Annotated in this window: 20 protein-coding genes; 7 read left to right on the top strand and 13 right to left on the bottom strand. The window is 73.3% G+C overall.

What is annotated here, in order from left to right:
• The first annotated feature begins 213 nt into the window (after positions 1–213).
• The gene (locus ACOJUI_RS06330; RefSeq protein ID WP_422117225.1) at positions 214–1,593 is read left to right on the top strand and encodes a PrsW family intramembrane metalloprotease; all 1,380 of its coding nucleotides are present in this window, start codon (positions 214–216) and stop codon (positions 1,591–1,593) included.
• Between the two features lie 49 nt (positions 1,594–1,642).
• Here ACOJUI_RS06330 and ACOJUI_RS06325 read toward each other — a convergent pair whose 3' ends face one another.
• The 4 genes from ACOJUI_RS06325 to ACOJUI_RS06310 are packed head-to-tail and all read right to left on the bottom strand — an operon-like array spanning position 1,643 to position 4,411.
• On the bottom strand, positions 1,643–2,062 hold the full coding sequence (locus tag ACOJUI_RS06325; RefSeq protein WP_422117224.1) for an RNA-binding S4 domain-containing protein: 420 nt from the start codon (positions 2,060–2,062) through the stop codon (positions 1,643–1,645).
• Positions 2,059–3,537, bottom strand: a complete 1,479-nt coding sequence (locus tag ACOJUI_RS06320; RefSeq protein WP_422117223.1) for an amidase — start codon at positions 3,535–3,537, stop codon at positions 2,059–2,061. Before ACOJUI_RS06320 ends, ACOJUI_RS06325 begins: the two co-directional genes overlap by 4 nt.
• On the bottom strand, positions 3,534–4,052 hold the full coding sequence (locus ACOJUI_RS06315; RefSeq protein WP_422117222.1) for a low molecular weight protein-tyrosine-phosphatase: 519 nt from the start codon (positions 4,050–4,052) through the stop codon (positions 3,534–3,536). Before ACOJUI_RS06315 ends, ACOJUI_RS06320 begins: the two co-directional genes overlap by 4 nt.
• Positions 4,049–4,411, bottom strand: coding sequence for a GNAT family N-acetyltransferase (locus ACOJUI_RS06310; RefSeq protein ID WP_422117221.1), 363 nt, complete (start codon positions 4,409–4,411; stop codon positions 4,049–4,051). Before ACOJUI_RS06310 ends, ACOJUI_RS06315 begins: the two co-directional genes overlap by 4 nt.
• A gap of 24 nt (positions 4,412–4,435) precedes the next feature.
• Between ACOJUI_RS06310 and ACOJUI_RS06305 the strand changes: the two genes are divergently transcribed.
• Together ACOJUI_RS06305 and ACOJUI_RS06300 are read left to right on the top strand one after the other, a co-directional pair.
• The gene (locus ACOJUI_RS06305; RefSeq protein WP_422117220.1) at positions 4,436–4,801 is read left to right on the top strand and encodes a DUF952 domain-containing protein; all 366 of its coding nucleotides are present in this window, start codon (positions 4,436–4,438) and stop codon (positions 4,799–4,801) included.
• A 20-nt stretch (positions 4,802–4,821) separates the two neighbouring features.
• On the top strand, positions 4,822–5,457 hold the full coding sequence (locus ACOJUI_RS06300; RefSeq protein WP_422117219.1) for an L-threonylcarbamoyladenylate synthase: 636 nt from the start codon (positions 4,822–4,824) through the stop codon (positions 5,455–5,457).
• Positions 5,458–5,475: 18 nt separating this feature from the next.
• Here the strand turns inward: ACOJUI_RS06300 and ACOJUI_RS06295 are convergent, their stop codons facing one another.
• From ACOJUI_RS06295 to gcvT, 7 genes are all read right to left on the bottom strand, one after another.
• On the bottom strand, positions 5,476–6,753 hold the full coding sequence (locus ACOJUI_RS06295; protein ID WP_422117218.1) for an MFS transporter: 1,278 nt from the start codon (positions 6,751–6,753) through the stop codon (positions 5,476–5,478).
• A gap of 113 nt (positions 6,754–6,866) precedes the next feature.
• Positions 6,867–7,106 carry a hypothetical protein gene (locus tag ACOJUI_RS06290; RefSeq protein WP_422117217.1) on the bottom strand — a complete coding sequence of 80 codons (240 nt, stop codon included), beginning with the start codon at positions 7,104–7,106 and terminating at the stop codon, positions 6,867–6,869.
• A gap of 67 nt (positions 7,107–7,173) precedes the next feature.
• On the bottom strand, positions 7,174–7,917 hold the full coding sequence (locus ACOJUI_RS06285; protein ID WP_422117216.1) for a gamma-glutamyl-gamma-aminobutyrate hydrolase family protein: 744 nt from the start codon (positions 7,915–7,917) through the stop codon (positions 7,174–7,176).
• Between the two features lie 510 nt (positions 7,918–8,427).
• On the bottom strand, positions 8,428–9,645 hold the full coding sequence (locus tag ACOJUI_RS06280) for a cobalamin-independent methionine synthase II family protein (protein WP_422117215.1): 1,218 nt from the start codon (positions 9,643–9,645) through the stop codon (positions 8,428–8,430).
• 92 nt (positions 9,646–9,737) lie between these two features.
• Positions 9,738–12,674: an aminomethyl-transferring glycine dehydrogenase gene (gene gcvP / locus ACOJUI_RS06275; RefSeq protein WP_422117214.1), complete on the bottom strand. Its 2,937-nt coding sequence runs from the start codon at positions 12,672–12,674 to the stop codon at positions 9,738–9,740.
• 103 nt (positions 12,675–12,777) lie between these two features.
• Positions 12,778–13,149 carry a glycine cleavage system protein GcvH gene (gene gcvH, locus ACOJUI_RS06270; protein ID WP_422117213.1) on the bottom strand — a complete coding sequence of 124 codons (372 nt, stop codon included), beginning with the start codon at positions 13,147–13,149 and terminating at the stop codon, positions 12,778–12,780.
• Positions 13,150–13,206: 57 nt separating this feature from the next.
• On the bottom strand, positions 13,207–14,340 hold the full coding sequence (gene gcvT, locus ACOJUI_RS06265) for a glycine cleavage system aminomethyltransferase GcvT (protein WP_422117212.1): 1,134 nt from the start codon (positions 14,338–14,340) through the stop codon (positions 13,207–13,209).
• Positions 14,341–14,544: 204 nt separating this feature from the next.
• Here gcvT and ACOJUI_RS06260 point away from each other — a divergent pair, with 204 nt between their 5' ends.
• The 3 genes from ACOJUI_RS06260 (at position 14,545) to ACOJUI_RS06250 (ending at position 16,797) form a co-directional block, all read left to right on the top strand.
• Positions 14,545–15,117, top strand: a complete 573-nt coding sequence (locus ACOJUI_RS06260; protein ID WP_422117211.1) for a GNAT family N-acetyltransferase — start codon at positions 14,545–14,547, stop codon at positions 15,115–15,117.
• 67 nt (positions 15,118–15,184) lie between these two features.
• The gene (locus ACOJUI_RS06255) at positions 15,185–16,024 is read left to right on the top strand and encodes an aldo/keto reductase (RefSeq protein WP_422117210.1); all 840 of its coding nucleotides are present in this window, start codon (positions 15,185–15,187) and stop codon (positions 16,022–16,024) included.
• Positions 16,021–16,797, top strand: a complete 777-nt coding sequence (locus ACOJUI_RS06250) for an SIR2 family NAD-dependent protein deacylase (RefSeq protein ID WP_422117209.1) — start codon at positions 16,021–16,023, stop codon at positions 16,795–16,797. Before ACOJUI_RS06255 ends, ACOJUI_RS06250 begins: the two co-directional genes overlap by 4 nt.
• A gap of 12 nt (positions 16,798–16,809) precedes the next feature.
• On the opposite strand, the gene epsC is transcribed toward ACOJUI_RS06250, so the two are convergent.
• On the bottom strand, positions 16,810–17,409 hold the full coding sequence (gene epsC / locus ACOJUI_RS06245) for a serine O-acetyltransferase EpsC (RefSeq protein WP_422117208.1): 600 nt from the start codon (positions 17,407–17,409) through the stop codon (positions 16,810–16,812).
• Between the two features lie 7 nt (positions 17,410–17,416).
• Positions 17,417–18,346, bottom strand: a complete 930-nt coding sequence (gene cysK, locus ACOJUI_RS06240; RefSeq protein WP_422117207.1) for a cysteine synthase A — start codon at positions 18,344–18,346, stop codon at positions 17,417–17,419.
• Positions 18,347–18,682: 336 nt separating this feature from the next.
• Here cysK and ACOJUI_RS06235 point away from each other — a divergent pair, with 336 nt between their 5' ends.
• Positions 18,683–20,149 (top strand): DUF5129 domain-containing protein, encoded by a 1,467-nt coding sequence (locus ACOJUI_RS06235; RefSeq protein WP_422117206.1) that lies wholly within the window; start codon positions 18,683–18,685, stop codon positions 20,147–20,149.
• The last annotated feature ends 3 nt before the right edge of the window (positions 20,150–20,152 follow it).

Raw genomic sequence — 20,152 nt, 5'->3', positions numbered from 1 at the left:
ACGTCCACCAAATTGAGTCTATTCCACTCAAGGAAGACTGCGTTCCCCGCACCGCTCGCCCGCAGCGCTCCCCCGGGGCGCCGGAACCCCCGGCGAGGGGACCCCCTCGCGGTAGCATCGCGGTGACGCCGCACCCGCCGAGGGGGCGGATCCGACGCCGTCGTCGTGCCCGGCCCCGCCCGCCCTTCTCCTGCCGTCGAAACCGAGGCCCTCATGTCCCAGCCCCCGCACCCGCCGTCCGGCGGTCAGCACATGCCCAACGGCCGGCCGCGGCCCGGCGCGCCGCACTCCCCGTCCTCGCAGCCGCGCTACATCGACTACGGCACCCCGCGCGCCTTCGACACCTCGGTGCGCCCGGCCTCGGGGCTCACCGCGGCCCGCTACGCGCCCGCGCAGATCCAGCGCCCCGACCAGCAGCAGCCGCCGTCGGCCTGGTCCACCCAGACGCGGCGGGTGCAGGAGGTCTCGCAGGAGGCCGCCAAGCCCCCGGCGGTGAGCATCGGCGTGTGGATCGCGCTGGTCGCGCTCGGCGTCGGGGTGCTGCTGGTGCTGGGCTACTTCTTCCTCGAGTTCGTGCTCACGGCGAGCTCGAGCCCGGTGTGGTGGCCGGTCACCGCCTTCCTCGCCTCGATCTCCCTGCTGGTGATCGCCGGGATCATGCTGCTGGCCGACCGCTGGGACCCGCAGCCGATCCCGCTGCTGCTGATCGCGGTCTTCTGGGGCGCCGCGATCTCGGCCGGTCTCAGCTACGTGCTCAACACGCTCAACAGCACCCTGGTCTATCTCCTCACCGGCAGTCCCGAGGCGGCGAGCTGGGCCGGCGCCGTCATCAGCGCGCCGCTGGTGGAGGAGACCACCAAGGGACTGGGCCTGCTGCTGCTGATGGTGCTGGCCCGGCGCTACTTCAACGGCCCGCTGGACGGACTCATCTACGGCGCCCTGATCGGCGGCGGCTTCGCCTTCACCGAGAACATCATCTACTACACCCGCGGCCTCGAGGACATGGGCGCCGGCGGGGTGCTGTTCCTGTTCATCCTGCGCGGCGTGCTCAACATCTTCGGCCACGCCATCTACACCTCGCTGACCGGCATCATCGTCGGCTTCGTGGCGCGCAAATGGGGCACCGTCATGGGCTTCCTGGTGTTCCTGCCGGCGCTGGTCCCGGGCATGGTGATCCATTCCCTGTGGAACCTGCTGGCCGGGATGGGCGGCGGGATCGTCCTGCTGCTGCTCATGTACGGCGGCAAGGCGCTGGTCTCCCTGCTCTGGCTGATCACCATCGGGCTGCTGATCTGGGACGAGTCGCGCCTGACCCGGGTGCGCCTGGGCGACTACGCCAACCAGGGCTGGCTGACCCATGAGGAGGTCGACATGCTCGCCACCTGGAAGGGACGACGGGAGGGCAAGCGCTGGGCGCAGCAGCTGGGGGCGAAGCCGGTGATGAAGCGCTTCATCCGGGAGAGCGCGGACCTCGCCTCGATCCGGCAGCGGCTGCTCGCCGACGGCGCGAACCCGAAGGTGGTGGGGATCGAGCGGAACCTCCTGCACCGGCTCACCGCCAACCGCCAGGAGCTGCTCTCCCACGTGCGCTGAGGCGGCCCCGCGTCGGCCGCGGCGCTGCGCTCAGGGCTCGGCCCTGCGCTCAGTGCTCCTCGTCCGCCTCGGCGAGCCGGTCCTCGCGCCCCCGCAGCCGGTCGAACTGGCGGCGCTCGCGCTTGGTGGGGCGCCCGGCGCCGCGCTCGCGCCGGGGCGGGGCCGCGGCCAGCTGCGGGGCGGGTTCGGGGGTGTGGTCCTCATACGCCTCGCGCGCCAGTGGCGCGCCCACCCGCTTGGTGAGGATCCTGGTGACCACCACGATGCGCTCGCGGCCCGGGGAGCGCAGGCGCAGCTCGTCCCCCACCGTGATCCGCTGCGCCGCCTTGACCGGCTCGCCGTTGCGGCGCACATGACCGGCGCGGCAGGCTGTGGTCGCGGCCGAGCGGGTGGGCAGCAGCCGCGCGCTCCACAGCCAGACGTCGAGCCGCACGGACTGCGGGCCGGGGGCCTGCTCGGGGACGCTCACGGGAGCTCGGGCACGCGCACCAGCGGCCACGGGTCATGGGCCTCCAGCTGCGCGGCCAGGGACAGCAGCAGCGCGTCGTCGCCGGGCCGGGTGGCGCCCAGCTGCACGCCGAAGGGCAGCTCGGTCCCCTCGACCTGCTCCCGGTGCAGCGGCACCGCGATCGCCGCGGTGCCGAGCATGTTCCAGGTGCTGGTCCAGGGGGTGAAGGCGCGCTGGGCGTCGAAGTCGGCGGCGCCGTCGGCGAGCTGCAGCTGCTCGGGGAAGGCGGGCGGCGCGGCCAGCGCCGGCGTGATCACCACGTCGAAGGGGCTCAGCGCCTCCAGGGTGCGGCGGGACAGGGCCTGCACCCCGGACAGGGCCCGGGCGAGGTCGACCCCGCTGCAGCCACGTCCCCGCTCGCGCAGCCAGCGGGTGAGCTCGAGCAGCAGGCCCTCGCGCTCGGCGGGGATCGGGATCGTCGCCGCCCCCACCGTCCACAGCGGCATGAAGGCGGTCCAGTCCTCCGGGCCGAAGGGGGCCGGGATCGACGTCGTCTCGTGCCCGAGCCCGCGCAGCAGCTCCACGGCGCGCTCCAGACCGCGCAGCGCCGCCGGATGCACCTCGGTCTCGGCGGCCAGCGGCTCGGTGAGCACGCCGATCCGCAGCGGACGCAGGCCCCCCGCGGTCCGCTCCAGCTCCTCCAGGAAGCCGCCCGCGCCCGGTGCCCGCACCAGCGGGGTGAAGTCGCCGGTGCGCGGACCGGCCAGGAGGTCGAGCCCGGCCGCGACGTCGCGCACGCTGCGGGCCAGCACCCCGTCGGTGACCAGGCCCATCCCCTCGCTGCCATAGGGGCCCGGGGAGACCAGCCCGCGGGACGGCTTGTGGCCCACGATGCCGCAGCAGGCGGCCGGGATCCGCACCGAGCCGCCGCCGTCGGAGCCGTGGGCGATCGGGACCGCGCCGGAGGCGACCGCCGCGGCGGCTCCTCCGCTGGACCCGCCCGCGGTGCGGCGCAGGTCCCAGGGGGTGCGGGCGGGAGCGCCGGTGGCGGGCTCGGTGTAGCAGGGCATCCCGAACTCGGGGGTGGTGGTCTTGCCGATGGTGACGGTGCCGGCGTCCAGCAGGCGCTGGGCCACGCCGTCGGTGACGGTGGCGAGATTGCCTCGCAGCACGGCGCTGCCGGCCTCGAAAGGCTGCCCGGCGATCTGGGTGAGGTCCTTGATCGGCATCGGCACGCCGAGCAGGGGCAGGGCGGCGGCGAGCTGCTCGGTGCCGCCGCTGCGGCGGGCGTCCTCGATCCGCTCGGCGGCGGCGCGGGCCTGCTCGCGGGAGAGGTCCTCGAGCACATGCGCAAAGGCGCCGACGGCGGCGCCGATCGTGCGCGCGGACCGCAGGGCGGCCTCGGTGTGCTCGAGGACGTCGAGCTCGCCGCTGCGCAGGGCGGCCGCGGTCTCCAGGGCGCCGCGCGGCTCCGCGGCGCCCGCGGGGAGGCTCACTGCCGCTCCCCCGCCGCCGGCCGCGGCGCGCGCGGATCCAGCGCGGCGCGGACGTGCTCGACGATGCCGCCCACGGCCTCGTCGATCTGCTCCCAGGCCAGCTCGAAGTCGCTCTCGTCCCCGTACCAGGGGTCGCGGATGCCGGTGTCCTGCACCGGGGTTGGCGCGAAGTCCCGCACCATGCGCACCTTCTGCTGCGCCGCGGCCGCGCCGAGCAGCTCCTCGAGCGGCGCCAGATGGTCGTGGTCGAGGGCGAGGACCAGGTCGGCGCCCTGCAGCTCGGCGGAGGACATCTGCCGGGCGCGGTGGGCCCGGGCATCCACGCCGTGGCGGCGCAGGAGGGCGCCGGCGCGGGGGTCGATCGGGTTGCCGATCTCCCAGCCCGAGGTGCCCACCGAGGTCACCTCCACCTGCTGGCCGAGCCCGGCGTCGCCGAGCGCCTCCCGCAGGGCGTACTCGGCCAGCGGCGAGCGGCAGATGTTGCCGGTGCAGACGGTCACGATGCGGTAGGTCATCGTGGCTCCTCGCTCGCTGCGCCGCCGGCGGTCTCCAGCAGATCGGCGTAGTCGGGGTGGCGCTCGATCCAGCCGCGCACGAACCAGCAGGTGGCGCGGATCCTCAGGCCCCGCTCGCGGGCGTCGTCGAGGGCGAAGCGGACCAGCGCCGAGCCGATGCCGCGGCCGGAGCGGTCGGGGGCGACCACCGTCGAGCGGAGGTCGCGCACCGGGGGGACGGCGCCGCCGTCGGGCTCCGTCTCGTCGTCGCCGTACTGCAGGACGGCGACCACGGCGGCGCCGTCCCATGCCTCGAAGCGGTCGCGGTCGTCGTCGTGGACCAGGCGCACCGCGCCCGGTCCGGCGGAGGTCTCAGCCATGCCGGTCACGGTACACTGCCGCTCATGCCCGCGCCCCTGATCTGGCACATCACCGAGCTGCCCGCCTGGGAGGCGGCCGTCCGGTCGGGCTGCTACACCCGCTCGACCCGCGGGCGCGACCTCGCCGAGGTGGGGTTCCTCCACGCCTCCTGGCCCGAGCAGATCTCGAAGGTCGCCAAGCGCATCTACCCCGACCGCCCCGAGGACCTCGTGATCCTCGAGATCGACGCGGGCCGGGTCGAGGCGGCGGGCGTCGCGGTGGACATCGAGGCCGACGTCGACGGCAAGGGCCGCGGGTACCCGCACATCAACGGTCCGCTGCCGGTGAGCGCCGTGATGCGGCTGCGCCGCACGAAGTGGATCGGTCGGGAGTTCGTGGTCGTCGCCTGATCCGCGACGTACCATCGCTCATGGCCAGATCATCGCGCACCGCGAAGTACCTCGACATCCATCCCGAGGACCCGCAGCCCCGGCTCGTCGAGCAGGCGGTCTCGGTCCTGCGTGAGGGCGGGCTGATCGCCTACCCCACCGACTCCTGCTACGCGCTGGGCTGTTCGCTGGGCGCCGCCGAGGGCCTGGAGCGGATCCGGCGGATCCGGCAGGTCGACAAGAACCACCACTTCACCCTGGTGTGCGCCGACTTCGCCCAGCTGGGCCAGTTCGTGCTGGTCTCGAACCCCACCTTCCGCCTGGTCAAGAACGCGACCCCGGGGCCGTACACCTTCATCCTGCCGGCCACCCGGGAGGTGCCGCGGCGGATGGCGCACCCCAAGAAGCACACCGTCGGCGTCCGGATCCCGCAGCACCGGGTGGCGCATGCGCTCGTCGAGGCGCTCGGGGAGCCGATCGTCTCCTCGACCCTGCTGCTGCCCGGGCACGAGGACCCGCCCTCCGAGGCCTGGGTGGTGCAGGACCTGCTCGGCGAGCAGGTCGACGTGATCATCGATTCCGGCGAGGTGGGCATCGAGCCCACCACCGTCGTGGACCTCTCCGGCGGCGAGCTGGTGATCGCCCGCGAGGGCGCCGGGGACGTCAGCCGCTTGTGAGCCGTTCCCTGCGGCCGCTCACGGAACGGTCGCGCCCGGCTGCTTCGACCGGGTGCTGAGCACCCCGGAGAAGATCAGGATCCCCAGGAAGTAGAGCGGCATCATCCACAGGGCGTACCGCAGGGTCAGGGCGTCGGCGAGCGCGCCCACCAGCGGCGGGGTGAGGAAGAAGCCGAGCCTCGCGAACCAGCCCACCACGGTGATCCCCACCCCGTGCGGCACCCCGGGCAGGTCGTCGGCCGCGCGGTAGGCGGCGGGGAACAGGGTGGCGACCCCCCAGCCCGCGGCGGCGAAGCCGATCACCGCGGTGAGCGGGGTGGGCACCAGCAGGGCCAGGCTCATGCCGGCGGCCGCGATGAGGGCGCCCAGCCGGGCGGTGGTGCGATCCCCCAGCCGGTCCACCACGGCGTCGCCGGTGAAGCGGCCGATGGTCTGGGCGCCCTGGAGGGCCACGAAGGCCATGCCGGCCACGAAGGGGGTGGAGTCGAAGGTCGAGACCATGAACAGGGCGCCCCAGGTGCTGCCGGCGTCCTCGGTGGAGCCCGCGAACACCAGGACCATGCCCAGCGCGATCACCAGGGACAGCGCCCGCAGGCTCATGCCGGCGATGCGGAAGCCGGAGGGGACCGAGCCCGGGACCTCGGCCGCGGAGGCCGCCGAGGGGCCGGCGACGGGGGTGCGCTCGGTGGCGTCGTGCCCCGGCAGCAGGAAGCGCAGCGCGGCCGCGGCGAGGGCGCCGAAGACCACCAGCCCGGTGATGCCCTGGATCCACAGCGGCACCCCGAGCTGCGCGCAGGCGGCCCCGATCAGGCCTCCCGCGACCGCGCCGAGGGACCACCAGCCGTGGTAGCTGTTCATGATCGAGCGGCGGTAGCGGCGTTCGACCCGCATCCCGTGGGCGTTCATGGCGATGTCGGTGATCGCATCCGCCGCCTGGGCCAGCACCAGGGAGCCGGCCAGCCACCACCAGGACCCGGAGGTGTAGACCAGCAGGTGGGCGCTGGAGGCGAAGATCTGGGTGAGGACGGCGACCCGGGCGGAGCCGAAGCGGCGCATCAGCCGCGCGGCGAACAGTCCGGCCAGCAGGCCGCCGATCGGGCCGATGCCGACGGCGAGGCCGAAGGCGGTCTTGGACAGGCCCAGGGCCTCGACCAGTTCCGGGTACCGCGGCAGGATCGCGCAGAACGAGGCCCCGTTGAGGAGGAAGACGAGGGAGACGGCCCAGCGGGCGCGCCGCACCTCGGGCGGGAGCCGGACGTCGGCCGGGGCGCCGGCGGGAGCGGAGTGAGCGTTCACGATGGACCATTGTCCGTCACGCGGGCCGTGGTCGTGGCCGTCCGCCGAGGCCCGGGACGGCGCGTGCCCGGTCGCCGTCGGGCGCCGGGCACGAGCTGCTCAGGGAGCGGGGGTCACTTCATGAAGCGCGGGATCAGCTCCCAGGTGACGAACAGTGCCAGCATGCTCATGCACAGTCCGCCCACGAAGGTCGCCGCGCTGCCGAGGGAGAGCACGTACAGTCCCGCCGCGAACAGCCCGAACAGCACCACGAACAGTGCGAGCGACACCGCGGTGCTGTTGCCCTGCGAGGTCACGACGTTCTCCTGCTGCTCCTCGGCCGCCGTCGTGTACCTGCCCTGGTCGTTGCTCATGCCGCCTCGTCCTCCGCTTCAGCCGTTGATCGCGTCCTGCACCGGGGTGCGGACGTACAGCGCCATCCTAGACCAGCGCCCGCGTCGACGCGGACCGCTGCCGGTGCCGGATCGCCGTGAGCAGGCTCTCGACGACCGCGGCCCCGCCCTGCCCGTCGATCTCCGGATGCCACTGCACGCCGAGGACCGCGGAGCCGGAGTCCGCCTCGACCGCGAGCGGCAGCCCGCTGGCGTGGCGGGCGACGATCCGCAGCGCCCCCCGGACCGTGCGGATCCCCTGGTGGTGATAGGCGGTGACCGCGGCGCGGGTGCCCAGGGCCACCCCGAGGTCGCTGGCCGCGTCGATCTCGGCCACCACGCGGGTGGGACGCTGACCGGTGGCGGGGTGCCCGGGCAGGTCGGTCGGCAGGTGGCGGTGGAGGTCCCCGCCCTCGGCGATCACGATCACCTGCAGTCCGCGGCAGATGCCCAGCACGGGCACCCCGCTGCGGCGGGCGGCCCGGTACAGCGCGGTCTCGAAGGCGTCGCGCTGGGGATCGGGGGTCATGTCGGTGGGCAGGGCGCCCTCGCCCCAGCCGGCGGGGTCCAGGTCGGTGCCGCCGGTCAGCACCAGGCCGTCGAGCTCGGCGACCTCCTCGTCGCTCCAGTCGTCCTGCGGGGCGATGATCACCGCGCGGGCGCCGGCGGCGCGCAGCGCCTGCACGTAGCTGTCGTTGACCCGCACGGCGTCGTGACCGGCCCAGGCGCCGGACATCATGGCGGTGGTCCCTGCGGTCACGCCGATGAGCGGGCGACGAGTGCGCTGCGCCATGATGTTGTCCTTTCCGCGGGAAGCCGTGCCGTCGGATGACGACGAGGTCCAGGAAACCCCGTCCGCCCGCGCCGTCGCGAGCTGTGTGGCCGAATGTGACGGCGCGACCCGCGGGCCGGGGTCAGCGGCGGGCCGCGAGCTGCTGATGCTGCGCGATCGCGCGGTGGTAGAGCTCGCGCAGCTGCTCGGCCACGACCGGCCAGGTGCGCCCCCGCACCGATCCCGCGGCCGCGCGTGCCGCAGGGCGGGCGCCTGCGGTCCCTCGCCGACGATCAGCAGGCGCACCCCCGGCAGGTCGTGGAGAACACGGAGGTCCTCGACCTGCCGGGGAAAAAAAAAAAAAAAAAAAAAAAAAAAAAAAAAAAAAAAAAAAACCCCCAGGGGGGGCGCGGTCCTCACCCCGCCGATGCTCCCCCGCGCCGCCGGCGTCCCCGCCACACCCGGGTGGCGCGGCGGGGACGCCGAGGTGAACCCTCCGGCCGGCCCGGTCCGGGCTCAGACGGTCCGGGCTCAGCGCCGCCGGGAGGCGATCCGGGCGCCCTCGGTGAGGGACTCGAGCTTGGCCCAGGCGATGTCGGGGTGGATGCGCCCGCCCAGACCGCAGTCGGTGGAGGCGATCACCCGCTCGGCGCCGACGCGGTCGGCGTAGCGGCGGATGCGCTGGGCGACCAGCTCGGGATGCTCGACGACGTTGGTGGAGTGGGTGACCACGCCGGGCACGATGATCTTGTCGTCCGGCAGCGTCACCTCGTCCCAGACCACGTACTCGTGCTCGTGGCGGGCGTTGGCACCCTCGAAGGAGTAGTAGGTGACGTCGATCTGCAGCATCAGCTCGACCAGGTGGCGGAACTCGATGTCGGTGGTGTGGGGGCCGTGCCAGGAGCCCCAGCACAGGTGGAAGCGCAGCTGCTCCCGGGGCAGTCCCTCGAGGGCGTGGTTCAGGGCCTCGACGCGCTTGGCGGTGAAGCGCAGGTAGTCCTCGACGCTCGGCTCCGGGTCGATCTGGTCGAAGTTCTCGGCGATCGAGGGATCGTCGACCTGGAGGATCAGCCCGGCGTCGGTGATCGCCCGGTACTCCTGGTGCAGGGCGTCCGCCCACGCCTCCAGGAAGGCGTCCTCGGAGCCGTAGTGGCGGTCCTGGATGCGGGCCCCCGAGCCGGGCGAGAGGGAGGTCAGGAAACCCTGCGCGTAGCCGTGGGCGGACAGGGAGCGGGCGAAGTTGGACACGTCGGAGTCCACCAGCGCCGCGCCGGTGTAGGACAGCTCCCCGGAGGCGACCGGGAAGGTCAGCGCGCCCTCCTCGGGGGTGGCCCTGTTGACCTCGGAGTCGTTCGCGTAGACGTCCGGGAAGCGCTGGCGGTCGCGGCGGTTGCCGAAGGAGGTCAGGGTCAGGCCCTCGGGGTTCTGCGCCGTCGGCGGCTGGGCGGAGAAGGTGTCCTCCTCGACGATCTCGAGGCCGGCGGTGCGGTGGAAGATGTAGCTCCACCAGGCGCCGTAGTTGTAGGTGGTGGACATGGCCTTGCCGTACTCGCCGTCGCCGGGCACGGAGATGCCGATCTGCTGCTGGCGGGCCACCACCGAGTCGACGGCGGCGGCGAGCGCGGCGTCGAACTCGGCCGACGGCAGCGGGGTCAGTCCGTCCTCGGCGAAGCGGCGGGCCGCGTTGGCGGCCAGCAGCTCGGGGGTGCGGGGCAGCGAACCGGCGGTGGTGGTGAGGATCTCGGTCATGGCCCGAGCGTACGAGCAGCGACGCCCCGGTCGGTAGCCGGGGCGTCACAGCCGTTCACACCGTGGCGAGCAGGGTCGTCACGGCCCCTCGTTCAGTCCACCGGCCAGGTCGGCACCAGGTTGCGGTCGCCGTAGGCCTGGTCGATGCGGCGCACCGGCGGCCAGTACTTCGACTGGATCCGCATCTGCGCGCTGTCGTGGACCGAGAGGTCCTCGGGGGCGGTCCAGCTGCCGGGGTAGACGGCGACCTCGCGGGAGTACGGGTGCGTCCACTCCCCCGTCGCGATCGACGCCGCGGTGTGCGGGGCGTTCACCAGCGGGTTGTCGTCGGCGGGCCAGGTGCCGGCGAGCACCTCCTCGGCCTCCTTGGCGATCATCGCCATGGCGTCGATGAAGCGGTCGATCTCGGCCAGGTCCTCGGACTCGGTGGGCTCGACCATCAGGGTGCCGGCCACCGGGAACGACATGGTGGGGGCGTGGAACCCGTAGTCGATCAGGCGCTTGGCGACGTCGTCGACGGTGATGCCGGTGCGGGCGGTGAACGGCCGCAGGTCCACGATGCACTCGTGGGCGACCAGGCCGTTCTCCCCGGTGTAGAGGATCTCGTAGGTCTCCGAGAGCCGGCGGGCCATGTAGTTGGCCGCGAGCACCGCCGAGGCGGTCGCGTGGCGCAGCCCCTCCGCGCCCATCAGCCGGATGTAGGTCCAGGTGATCGGCAGGATCGACGGGGAGCCGTAGGGGGCCTGGCTGACCGGGTGCCCGCCGTGGGGCTGCGCGCCCGCCCCCACCACCGGATGCTCCTCCTGCTGGATCTCCGGATGGCCGGGCAGGAACGGAGCCAGGTGCGCCTTGGCCGCCACCGGGCCCACGCCCGGGCCGCCGCCGCCGTGGGGGATGCAGAAGGTCTTGTGCAGGTTCAGGTGGGAGACGTCGCCGCCGAACTCGCCGGGCCGCGCCACCTGCAGCAGGGCGTTGAGGTTCGCGCCGTCGACGTAGACCTGCCCGCCCGCGTCGTGCACCAGCTGGCACACGGTGCGCACCTCCTCCTCGTACACGCCGTGGGTGGAGGGGTAGGTGATCATGATCGCGGCGAGCTGCTCGCCGTGGTCCTTGATCTTCTGCTTCAGGTCGTCGAGGTCGATGTTGCCGCGGGCGTCGGAGCCGACCACCACCACCCGCAGGCCCGCGATGACGGCGCTGGCGGCGTTGGTGCCGTGGGCGGAGCTCGGCACCAGGCACACGTCCCGGTCGCCCTCCCCGCGCGAGGCGTGGTAGGCGCGGATCGCGAGCAGGCCGGCGAACTCGCCCTGGGAGCCCGCGTTGGGCTGCAGGGAGACGGTGTCGTAGCCGGTGAGGTCGGCCAGCCAGGTCTCCAGCTGGGTGATCAGGGCGAGGTAGCCGTCGACGTCCTCGCGGGGGGCGAAGGGGTGGATCGCGTTGAAGCCGGCCCAGGTCACGGCCGCCATCTCGGTGGCGGAGTTCAGCTTCATGGTGCACGAGCCCAGCGGGATCATCCCGCGGTCCAGCGCGAAGTCGCGGTCCGCGAGGCGGCGCAGGTAGCGCATCATCGCGGTCTCCGAGCGGAAGGAGGAGAACACCGGGTGCTGCAGGAAGGGGTCCTCGCGCAGCAGCCCTCCCCAGCCGTCCCCGGAGCGGGTCTCGGCGAGCTCGAGCCCGGGCGCCGGGGCGCGGGTGTCGAAGGCCGCGGCGATGCCCTGCACGTCCGCGGCGGTGATGGTCTCGTCGAGCGAGAGGTGCACGAGGTCGTCGCCGATCGTGCGGACCAGGTAGCCGGCCTCCGCGAGGGTCGCGGCGAGGTCCGCCGCGGCGCCGGGGGTGCGCACCTCGAGGGTGTCGAAGAAGCTGTCGGTGACCAGCTCGTACCCGCTGCGGCGCAGCAGGTCGGCGAGAGATGCGGTGCGGTCGGCGACGGTGCGGCCGATCCGGGTCAGGCCCTCGGGTCCGTGGTAGACGGCATACATCGCGGCCATCACCGCCAGCAGCACCTGGGCGGTGGTGATCGCACTGGTGGCCTTCTCGCGGCGGATGTGCTGCTCGCGGGTCTGCAGGGACAGGCGGTAGGCGGGGTTGCCGTCGGCGTCGATCGAGACGCCCACCAGGCGGCCGGGCAGCTGCCGCTCGAGGCCCTTGCGCACGGCCACGAAGCCGGCGTGGGGGCCGCCGAAGCCGAGCGGGATCCCGAAGCGCTGGGTGGTGCCGACGGTGACGTCCGCCCCGAGGGAGCCCGGGGAGGCCAGCAGGGTCAGGGCCAGCAGGTCGGCCGCGACGATCGCGACGGCCTTGGTGGACTTCACCTCGGCGATGACCTCGCGCGGGTCCCAGATGCGGCCGGAGGCGCCCGGGTATTGGATCAGCGCACCGAAGTACTCGCCCTCGGGGGCGCCCTCGGCGGCGAAGTCGACCTCCCGCAGCTCGATGCCGAGCCCCTCGGCCCGGCCGCGCAGCACGGCCTTGGTGGCGGGCAGGGCGTCGGCGTCGACCAGGAACACATTGCCGTTCCGCTTGACGGAGCGGCGGGCGAGCATCAGCGCCTCGGCCGCGGAGGTGGCCTCGTCGAGGGTGGAGGCGTTGGAGACGTCCATCCCGGTGAGGTCGCAGATCATGGTCTGGAAGGTCAGCAGCGCCTCGAGGCGGCCCTGGGAGATCTCCGGCTGGTACGGCGTGTAGGCGGTGTACCAGGCGGGGTTCTCGAGCACGTTGCGCTGGATCACGGCGGGTGTGTGGGTGCCGTGATAGCCCAGCCCGATCAGGGAGCGGCGCACGGTGTTGCGGTCGGCGAGCGCCTGCAGCTCGGCGAGCGCGGCGGGCTCGGTGACGCCGTCCGGCACCGCCGAGGCGGCGTCGGCGCCCTCGCGCTGCAGCAGGATCGTGCCGGGCACGGCGGCCTCGAGCATCTCGTCCAGGGACTCGTAGCCCAGGACCTCGAGCATCTGACGCTGGGCGTCCGGATCGGTGCCGACGTGGCGGCGGACGAAGGAATCGTGAGCGTGCGCGGACGGTGCGGTCATGGAGGAGGGCCCCTGGGTGTCGCGTGCGGTTCTAGGTGGGTGCCGCGCTCCGGCGCGGCGCGGGCGGGGGCGGTCGCGCGGCGCGCGCCCGCCCCCGCCTCCGTCAGGACTGGGTGAACGCCTGGTAGTCCTCGGCGCTCAGCAGATCGGCGGGCAGCTGGTCGTAGCGGACCCGGATCAGCCAGCCGTCCTCGAAGGGCGAGGAGTTCACCAGCTCCGGGGTGTCGACGACGGCCTGGTTGACCTCGATGACGGTGCCGGTGAGCGGGGAGAAGAGGTCCGAGACGGACTTGGTCGACTCGATCTCGCCCATCTCGGTGCCGGCCTCGATCTCGGCGTCGGCGTCGGGCAGGTCGACGTACACGACGTCGCCCAGCTGCCCGGCGGCGTAGTCGGTCACGCCGATGACGGCGACGCCGTCGGTCTCGACGCGGACCCACTCGTGGTCCGTGCTGTAGAGGAGTTCTGCGGCCATGAGGATGGTCCTTCCTGAGGTCTGGGGACTGCGGGGGAAATCTGCGGGGCCGACGGGTCAGGCGCGGCGGTAGAACGGCATCTCGGCGACGCGGACCGGCAGGTCCTTGCCGCGCACGTCGACCACCAGCTCGGTGCCGGGGGCGGCGGCGGCCGCGGCGACGTACGCCATGGCGATGGGGTGGCCGAGGGTCGGGGACAGTGCCCCGGAGGTCACCTCTCCGACCGCCGCGCCGGCGGCGTCGCGCACCTCGGCGCCGGAGCGCGCGGCGCGGCGCCCCTCGGCGACGAGCCCGACCAGGACCGGCCGGCCGCTCAGGTCGGCGTCCTCGACGCCGGCGCGGCCGACGAAGTCGTCCTTGCTCGCCAGTGCCACCACCTTGGCCATGCCGGCCTGGGCGGGGTGCAGGTCGCGGGAGAGCTCGTTGCCGTACAGCGGCATCCCGGCCTCGAGGCGGAGGGTGTCGCGGCAGGCCAGGCCGCAGGGGGTCAGGCGGTCGCCGCCCGCGGCGGCCAGCTGCTGCCACAGGTCGGCGGCCAGAGCAGTGCCGACGTACAGCTCGAAGCCGTCCTCGCCGGTGTACCCGGTGCGGGCGATCAGCAGCTCCTCGCCGCGGTAGGTGCCGGTCGCGAAGCGGTAGTTCCGCATCCCGGTGAGGTCCTCGGCGCTCAGGCCGGCGACCCCGGAGTCCTCGCCGAGCAGGGCCTCGCGCAGGATCTGCTCGCTGAGCGGTCCCTGCACCGCGATCAGGGCGGTGCGCTCCGAGGCGTCGTCCACCTCGACGTCGAAGCCCTGGGCGCGCTCGGTGAGCGCCTGGACGGCGGCGGCCACGTTGGAGGCGTTGGGGATCACCAGGAAGTGATCCTCGGCCAGTCGGTAGGTGATCACGTCGTCGATCACCCCGCCGTCCTCGGTCAGCAGCAGCGAGTACTTCGCCCGCCCCTGCCCCATCGAGGACATCTTCCCGGCCAGCGCGTGGTCCAGCGCCGCCCCGGCCTCGGGCCCGCGCAGATGGACCTCGCCCATGTGGCTGAGGTCGAAGATGCCGGCGCGCTCGCGCACCGCACGGTGCTCGGCGAGGTCCGAGTCGTACCGCACCGGCATCCGCCAGCCGGCGAAGTCCGTGAAGGTCGCCCCGAGCGACTCGTGGACCGCCGCCAGCGGGGTGCTTCGCAGGTCCTGCTCGACCATGGTGCTCCTTCTCGTCCGGGGTCGGTCGTGCTCCGCCCTCTGGTAGCACGGCACGGGCCCGCGCACCGACCTGTGCGCCACGCCGCTGTGCCGCAGGGTCACCATACCGCCCCTGGGGAGCCGCTGTGCTCCCCTCCCCGACCGCGGGGCCGGGTCGGGACGAAGGCCGCGGTCGGGGTCCGGGCACCTTGTACGGTAGGTGGCGTGACGACGGCGAGCACGACCGAGTGGCCGGTACGGATCCGCAGCCCGCGGCTGGTGATCCGGCCGCCGGGCGACGCCGATCGCGAGGCGATGATCCGCCTGATGACCGATCCGGTCACCCGCGAGTACCTCGGCGGCGCCGTGGACTACGCCTCCCGGCAGGCCCTCGAGCTGTCGCCGATGGGGATGACCTGGGGCCGCTGGGTGCTGGCCCTGCCCGCGGACGACACCATGATCGGCTCGATCACCCTGGATCACGACCGCGGAGAGCTGCAGCTCTCCTATGCGCTGCTGCCGGAGTGGACCGGGAAGGGCTACGCCGCGGAGTCCTGCATCGCGCTGCTGGACTGGGCGCGCCGGTCGCTGCCGGACGACCACGTGATCGCCGTCAGCCAGACCCGCAACAAGCGCAGCGTGGCCCTGCTGCGCCGGCTCGGCTTCACCGTCCGCAAGGGCCTGGAGGAGTTCGGCACGCAGCAGCTGCTGCTGGAGCGCTCGCTGCGCGAGCCGCTGCCCGCGCAGGAGCAGCCCCTGCAGACCGAGGCCGATCCCCCGCCGCCGACGCGGCGCTGAGCCGACCGCCCTCGCCCGCCGATGGCTACGCTGGTCCCGTCCCCATCGGCTCCGCCAGGAGGTCCTCATGACCACGCTGTCCATCCCCACCACCACCCTCGCCGACGGCTCGCCGTTCCCGCTGATCGGCATCGGCACCGCCGGCCTGCGCGGCGTCGAGGGGGCCGAGGCCATCACCGCCGCCCTGCGCTCCGGCTACCGCCTGGTGGACACCGCGGCCCAGTACGGCAACGAGGCGGCCGTCGGCGCGGCGCTGCGCGCGAGCGGCGTCGACGCCGAGCAGGTGCTGGTGACCACCAAGATCGCCGGCGGCGACCAGGGCCGCGAGGCGGCCCGCGAGGGGTACCTGGGATCGCTGCGCCGGCTCGGGCTCGAGCGCGCCGCGCTGGTGCTGATCCACTGGCCGAACCCCTCCCGCGGCCTCGCCCTGGAGACCTGGCGCACCCTGATCGACCTCAAGGAGGAGGGCAGGGCGCTGCACATCGGGGTCTCGAACTTCCGGCCCGAGCAGCTGCAGGAGCTGATCGACGCCACCGGCGTCGTCCCCGAGGTGAATCAGATCCAGCTCTCCCCCGCGCTGCAGCGCCCCGAGGCGGTCGCCTTCCACCGCGAGCACGGCATCGTCACCGAGGCCTGGGGCCCGATCGGCAGCCGCGACGGCCTCGGCGAGCAGTTCGCGCTGCGCAGGGTCGCCCACAAGCACGGCGTGAGCACCGCGCAGGTGTCGCTGCGCTGGGCGGTCGACCAGGACATCGTGGTGATCCCGAAGTCCGCGGACCCGCAGCGCCAGATCGACAACGCCACCCTGGACCAGGTCGTCCTCGACGACGCCGACCGGGAGCTGCTGGCGAGCCTGGACCTCGGGGAGGACGCCGCCTGGGACGCGCGGGAGCACGAGGAGTGGTGAGTCCCGCCCGCTTCCGGCCCGGACCGGAGCATCGCGAGATCGTGGTCCTGTCCGGGTCCGGGCTCAGCGCCCGCACCGGGACGGGCACGTTCCGCGGCCCGGACGGGCTGTGGGCGCTCGCGCCGGAGACCGAGCGGGCGATGCATGCCGAGCTGCTGCCGGACTCGCTGCCGCAGCTGTGGTCGGTGTGGGGCGGGATGGCCCGGATCGCCCGGCGGCACGGGCCGACGCCGGGGCACCGGGCGATCGCCCGGCTGGGCGCGGCGGTGATCACCCAGAACGTCGACGCCCTGCACCAGGCCGCCGGCAGCGAGGTCGTCTGCGAGCTGCACGGCAGCGCGCTCCACGCGGTCTGCCTGGGCGCCGACTGCGCCTGGCGGGGCGTGCTCGAGCCGGGCGAGGGAGCGCGCGCCGAGGACCACGGGCTCCCGTCGGCGTGCCCGTGGTGCGGCGCGCCGACCCGGCCCGATGTGGTGCTGTTCGGCGAGAGCCTGCCGCCGCAGGCGCTCGAGCTGGCCCGGCGCCTGGCCCAGCGGGCCGACCTGTTCGTCGCCGTCGGCACCAGCGGGACCGTCTTCCCCGCCGCCCAGCTGGCCCCGCTGGCCCGGGCCCACGGGGCCACCACGGTGCTGATCGACATCGATCCGCCCCGCCACGCGGCGGCCCGGGCGGCCTTCGACCACGTCATCGCCGAGGACGCCCACGAGGTGCTGCCGGACTGGGAGCGACGGCTCCACCGCGTCGGCGGGACCTCGTTCCTCGAGCCCTTCTGAGACCCGCGGCGCTCAGATCCAGATGGCGGGGTCCATCTGGGCCTCGGGATGGGCGGCGCCGGTGCGCACCTGCGCCGGGATGCCGACCGCGGTGGCCCGGCGCGGGACGTCCTTGACCACGACCGCATTGGCGCCGATCTGGGCGCCCTGACCGATCACCACGGGACCCAGCACCCGCGCCCCGGCCCCGATGGTGACGCCGTCCTCGACGGTGGGATGGCGCTTGATGCGCTGCATGGAGCGGCCGCCGAGGGTGACCCCGTGGTAGAGCATCACGTCGTCGCCCACCTCGGCGGTCTCCCCCACCACCACGCCCATGCCGTGGTCGATGAAGAAGCGACGGCCGATGGTGGCCCCGGGATGGATCTCCACCCCGGTGACCGAGCGGGCGCCCTGGGCCAGCACCAGCGCCGGCAGCTTCGCCCCGCGCGTCCAGAGCCGGTGCGCGAGGCGGTGGGTCCAGATCGCGTGCAGCCCCGGCGAGGTCAGCAGGATCGCGAGGTCGTCGGTCGCCGCGGGGTCGCGGCGGTGCGCCGCCGCGAGGTCCTCCCGGACGCTCGCGACGACGCCCATCACCCGGTCCAGCGCCCGGCGGGGCACGGCCGCCCTCATCGTCGGCTCAGTCCGCGTACTGCGCGAACAGCGGGGTGGAGAGGTAGCGCTCGCCGAAGGACGGCACCACCACCACGATCGTCCTGCCGGCGAACTCCTCGCGGGCGCCGACGCGGGCCGCGGCCTCGATCGCGGCGCCCGAGGAGATGCCCACCAGCAGGCCCTCCGAGCGGGCGACGTGGCGGGCCCGCTCCATCGCCGTCTCGGCGTCGATGTCGAACACCTCGTCGTAGACCTCGCGGTCCAGGATGCTGGGCACGAAGTTCGCGCCGATCCCCTGGATCTTGTGGGGTCCGGGGGCGCCGCCGTTCAGGATCGCCGATTCGGCGGGCTCGACCGCGAAGACCTTCACCCCGGGCTTGCGCTCCTTGAGCACCTGGCCGACGCCGCTGATGGTGCCGCCGGTGCCGATGCCGGCGACCAGCGCGTCCACGCCGCCCTCGGTGTCGTCCCAGATCTCCTCGGCGGTGGTGCGGCGGTGGATCTCGAGGTTCGCAGGGTTGTCGAACTGCTTGACCTGGACCGCGCCGGTCTCGGCGGCGATCTCCTCGGCCTTCTCGACGGCGCCCTTCATGCCCTTGGGGGCCTCGGTGAGGATCAGCTCGGCGCCGAAGGCGCGCAGCAGCATGCGGCGCTCCTTCGACATCGACTCGGGCATGGTGAGGATGACCCGGTACCCGCGGGAGCTGCCGATCATGGCCAGCGCGATACCGGTGTTGCCGCTGGTGGCCTCCACGATGGTGCCGCCGGGCTTCAGCTCACCGGAGGCCTCGGCGGCGTCGATCATGGCCACGCCGATGCGGTCCTTGACGGAGTTGGCGGGGTTGTAGAACTCGAGCTTGGCCACCACGGTGGCCTTGACCTCGTCCCCCAGGCGGTTGAGCTTGACCAGCGGGGTGCGGCCGACGAGCTCGGAGACGTTCTCGTAGATGGTCATGGTGTTTCCTCCTCGTAGGGCCCGTGCAGGGGCCCGGATTCAAAGCTGGGCTTCGCTCGATCATAACGGGCCCTTTCTCTGTTCCTGGACGACTCCCGGATCTGGCGTCGAGGGCGCCCGAAGAGCACAGTGCGGGTGCGAACGGACCGGCGGGTTGCGACTCACGTAGGGTGCGCACGCACGCCTGGATCCCTACGCTGGATCCATGCCCTTTCTGTGCACCGTGAACGACCGCGCCACCGTCGAGTCCCGGCTCCATCGCTCCCCCGCGCCGCTGATCGCCCTGCTGCTGATCGCTGCACTGCTGACGGTGACCGGCTGCGCGGCCCCCTCGCGGTGCTCACCGCGTCCCCGGCCGCGGCGGTACCGCCGGCCGAAGTCACGATCGACGACCGGTCCGACGCCGTGGACGACGAAGCGCTCGAGGACCGCCTGGCTGCGGCGGACTTCCGCCGCGAGGTGGACCTTGCCGTGCTCGTCATCGACGTGACCGAGCTGGACATCCCCGCCTCGCGCGACACGGCGCTGAACGACGCCGTGCTGGCTCACGCCAAGCAGGAGCGTCCCGAGTGGATGGACGGCGACAAGTGGGCCGACGGCCGCGTGATCATCGCTCTGGATCCTGCCAACCGGATCCTGGGCACCTACGGCGGTGAGGACGTGAAGCTCTCCGCGGGCGGCTTCGAGAACGTGCAGGACGAGATGCGCGATTCCGCCCAGGACCGTGATTGGGAGGGCGCCCTGGTGGCCGGGGCCAAGGAGTACGCCAAGCTGCTGGACCAGCCGTGGTGGCAGACCACCGCGGCCATCGGCGGCGCCCTAGCGGCGCTGGGCGCGGCCGCGGCGACCGTGCTGGGGATCACCGTGGGGCGCCGGAATGCGCGCGCACGGGTGGCGAGTGCACGGCCGGGCTGGGACCGGGTACGTGCCGAGCGCGCCCAGACCGAAGCCGCTGCCCGCACCCTTCCTGCCCACTCCCCCTACGCCGAGGCGGTGCTGGACCGGTACCAGCGCTACCTCACAGGAATTGAGAAGGCCGAGCAGCTGGACCAGCAGATCCCCGCGACCCTGCCGTGGGCCTGGGGACTGCGCGGGCACCAGCGGCGCGCCTCGAAGGACTTCTCCCGCCAGGTGGAGCGACTCGACGCGATCGACGACGACGTCATCGCCGCCAATGACCTGCTGCACCGGATCGGCGACTGGCGCAGCGCCTGGGAGCAGGAGCAGGCACCCCTGCGGGACTCCCTGGAGGCCGTGGAGGGTGCCCTGATGCGCAGTGAGGGCGATCACGCCGAACGATCGCGCGAGGAGCAGGAGGCCGGGGACGCCCTGCGTGAGCAGTGCGACCGCACTGAGGCGGAGATGAACCGCCTCACGCGGCAGCTCGAGCAGGACGAGATCACCCCGGATACCGCCCTGGAGGGACTGGACACCCTGACCGCGGAACTCTCCGAACGCGCGATGGCGGTGCGCGAACTGGGCATCTCCCGCATGGCGGAGAGCGAGGGCGAGGCGGAGCTGCTGCGCGATACGAGCGTGTACGTCGAGGACGAGGAGGAGTACGACCGGACGCTGCGGGCGCGCCGTCACCAGCGACTGGTCGCCGACGGTGCGTACGGTTCCGCCGGCGCCCCGGGCGGTGACGTGTTCTGGCACATCAGCCCGGTGCTGTGGCTGAACACCTGGCAGAGCGAGGCTCCCGGTGAGCTGGAGTCCCACCGCAATCCGTCCAGCAGCGGTGGCAGCACCTCCGGCTACAGTTCCGCGAGCTTCTCCGGAGCAGGCAGCTCGAGCCGGTTCTGACAC

It is taken from the genome of Brachybacterium sp. UNK5269 (assembly GCF_049266655.1).
GTDB lineage: Bacteria > Actinomycetota > Actinomycetes > Actinomycetales > Dermabacteraceae > Brachybacterium.
Note: the sequence above shows the minus strand (reverse complement) of the source record. Positions and strands in the feature narration are given on the sequence as shown.

Bases quoted from the DNA above. Each gene is read 5' to 3' on its own strand.
- ACOJUI_RS06255 (WP_422117210.1), top strand. From the start codon at position 15,185: ATGACCACGCTGTCCATCCCCACCACCACCCTCGCCGACGGCTCGCCG.
- ACOJUI_RS06300 (WP_422117219.1), top strand. From the start codon at position 4,822: ATGGCCAGATCATCGCGCACCGCGAAGTACCTCGACATCCATCCCGAG.
- ACOJUI_RS06315 (WP_422117222.1), bottom strand. From the start codon at position 4,052: ATGACCTACCGCATCGTGACCGTCTGCACCGGCAACATCTGCCGCTCG.
- ACOJUI_RS06330 (WP_422117225.1), top strand. From the start codon at position 214: ATGTCCCAGCCCCCGCACCCGCCGTCCGGCGGTCAGCACATGCCCAAC.
- ACOJUI_RS06290 (WP_422117217.1), bottom strand. From the start codon at position 7,106: ATGAGCAACGACCAGGGCAGGTACACGACGGCGGCCGAGGAGCAGCAG.
- gcvH (WP_422117213.1), bottom strand. From the start codon at position 13,149: ATGGCCGCAGAACTCCTCTACAGCACGGACCACGAGTGGGTCCGCGTC.
- epsC (WP_422117208.1), bottom strand. From the start codon at position 17,409: ATGAGGGCGGCCGTGCCCCGCCGGGCGCTGGACCGGGTGATGGGCGTC.
- ACOJUI_RS06310 (WP_422117221.1), bottom strand. From the start codon at position 4,411: ATGGCTGAGACCTCCGCCGGACCGGGCGCGGTGCGCCTGGTCCACGAC.
- cysK (WP_422117207.1), bottom strand. From the start codon at position 18,346: ATGACCATCTACGAGAACGTCTCCGAGCTCGTCGGCCGCACCCCGCTG.
- gcvP (WP_422117214.1), bottom strand. From the start codon at position 12,674: ATGACCGCACCGTCCGCGCACGCTCACGATTCCTTCGTCCGCCGCCAC.
- gcvT (WP_422117212.1), bottom strand. From the start codon at position 14,340: ATGGTCGAGCAGGACCTGCGAAGCACCCCGCTGGCGGCGGTCCACGAG.
- ACOJUI_RS06305 (WP_422117220.1), top strand. From the start codon at position 4,436: ATGCCCGCGCCCCTGATCTGGCACATCACCGAGCTGCCCGCCTGGGAG.
- ACOJUI_RS06280 (WP_422117215.1), bottom strand. From the start codon at position 9,645: ATGACCGAGATCCTCACCACCACCGCCGGTTCGCTGCCCCGCACCCCC.
- ACOJUI_RS06285 (WP_422117216.1), bottom strand. From the start codon at position 7,917: ATGGCGCAGCGCACTCGTCGCCCGCTCATCGGCGTGACCGCAGGGACC.